The sequence below is a fragment of the Flavobacterium sp. genome (assembly GCF_043778725.1).
Classification (GTDB): domain Bacteria; phylum Bacteroidota; class Bacteroidia; order Flavobacteriales; family Flavobacteriaceae; genus Flavobacterium.
On the sequence record NZ_JAYWFT010000070.1, the window covers coordinates 1 to 2068 of the forward strand.

The window sequence follows — 2068 nt, forward strand, 5'->3', positions numbered from 1 at the left end:
AACTTATCACGGAAGCATCAACCCTTGCTATATTACCGCAATGAACGCTACTCCAACGGCATTATATATAAGAGGTCACGTTAGTAGTTGTAATCCTGGATCACCGATACCCAACAACGAAAATTATTATGGCAGTCTTAATGGGTATCAACCAACTGCTTTAGGTTGTATAAATACTTACCTATCTAAATTTAATATCGATGGGCAAAGAGAATGGAGTACTTACTATGGTGGTAATAATCTTGTTGGGGCAAATTCTGTAAAAACAATTGGAAATAAAATTTATTTTTCTGGTGAAGGTTCTGGGAATTTAATTACTACTACAGGTACATTTCAAGAAAATGCCTTAGGCGAAATACCTCCATATATTGTCCAATTCACAGATAATAGTACTCGCAATTGGGGCACATTTTGCGGATCAAACACTGGATTTCCAGCCAATGGTGGAACAAACCCAACTAGCAATCTCAATATTGATGGTTTGGGTGGAATATATCTTTCTGGTTCAACAGCATTACATACAAACATTGCTACAGCAGGTGCTTATCAAAGCAATTTAATAGGAGATTACAATGGTTTTGTTTGTAAGTTTAATGACCAAGGACAAAAAATTTGGGGAACCTATTATGGCGGTAACGCAACAGAATACAGCATGATTACCCACCCTTACAACAATAATTTTTATCTTGTTGGCACAACAACAAGTACAACAAGCTTAACAACACCCAATTGCTACCAATCAAATTTAGCAACTTATGATATAGACAATGGAACACCTAAAAACATTTTTATTGCACATTTCGAACCAATACCTTTAACGGTCAATACTTTCAACGAAAATTCATTTTCTATTTATCCAAATCCTAATAATGGTAGTTTCATGGTTTTATTAAAAAATGAAAATGTTGAAAACTATACAATAGAAATATTTGATGTTCTTGGCAAAAAGTTATTTTCTCAAAACTTGTATAACATTGAAAACAATATAAAAACAAACAATTTGTCTAAAGGCATGTACATAGCAAAAATAACAAACGCTGAAAACCTTTCATTTAACACTAAAATAGTAGTGGAGTAAAATCTTCTGCCAACACGGGTTTTGCGAAAAAGCGGGTTCGGTGCTACATTAACATTCACAATTATAATAAACATCAATAATAAAATAAACATCAGTGCATTAAATCCGCTTCTTCACAAAGCCCTGGAACGTTGGCAGTAATTTTACCGCAGAAACGAAAAAAAAGTGAACTAAAAATGAAAAAACTAATTTTAATATCTTTATTGCTTTGTCAATTTTCAATGTACTCTCAATTTTCTATTGGAAAAGATTACAAAAATTGCATCAAAGAGCTGAAAACATTTCTCTTAAAAAATGGTTATAATGAATTTACTCAAGAAAAAGTTCATCCAAATGACATTCACAAAGAATCTTTTTACATAAAACAATTATTTAAAGAAGAAATTGAAATTAACTATTTCACAAACAAATTTGGAAACGTAACAGAAATAAGTATAAATCCAACAACAAAAGAAAACCTAGAAAAATTAATTAAAATATTCAAATTGAAAACTTGGGAAAATAAAATTGTAGAATATAATGGAAAATCATACACACAATATAAAAAAGGAAATATAATGGTTGAGATAAATCCAGAAAATTATCTAAACATTTCCAAAAAGTAAAAATTATTATGAATTATAGCATCGGTGAAATTGTTAAATATGACGAAAGGAAAAGTGAAAACTTTATAATTTTAGCAACAAAAAATGAACCTCTAACAGAAAATTTTCTAAAATTAAAACAAGGAAAATATAAAATTGAAAATTTTAATGAAATTGCTAAAGAAGAAGTTTTAGTATCTAAAGGTTACGATTATACAATTGCGAAAATCGTAAATACAGCAAATGAAAATTTTGTAATAGAAAACAAGTTTATTAATGTTTGCGAAATCAACATTGAGTATTAAAAAAACTACTGCCAACAGCGGTTACAAGAAATGGCGAGAAAAGTGCTAAATTCACGTTTATTTTCCGCAAGAAATTTTATCTTAGCAGAAAATACGCAGTT

Annotated in this window: 3 protein-coding genes; all 3 read left to right on the forward strand. The window is 29.8% G+C overall.

The window, feature by feature from the left end; translation table 11 throughout:
• On the forward strand, window positions 1-1078 hold a 1078-nt coding region (locus tag ACH2CG_RS06380; protein WP_395063350.1), incomplete at its 5' end, for a T9SS type A sorting domain-containing protein.
• A 176-nt stretch (window positions 1079-1254) separates the two neighbouring features.
• Window positions 1255-1683 (forward strand): hypothetical protein, encoded by a 429-nt coding sequence (locus tag ACH2CG_RS06385; RefSeq protein ID WP_395063352.1) that lies wholly within the window; start codon window positions 1255-1257, stop codon window positions 1681-1683.
• An 8-nt stretch (window positions 1684-1691) separates the two neighbouring features.
• A complete protein-coding gene (locus ACH2CG_RS06390) occupies window positions 1692-1967 on the forward strand; it encodes a hypothetical protein (protein WP_395063354.1) in 276 nt (91 codons plus the stop codon).
• Window positions 1968-2068 lie beyond the last annotated feature (101 nt).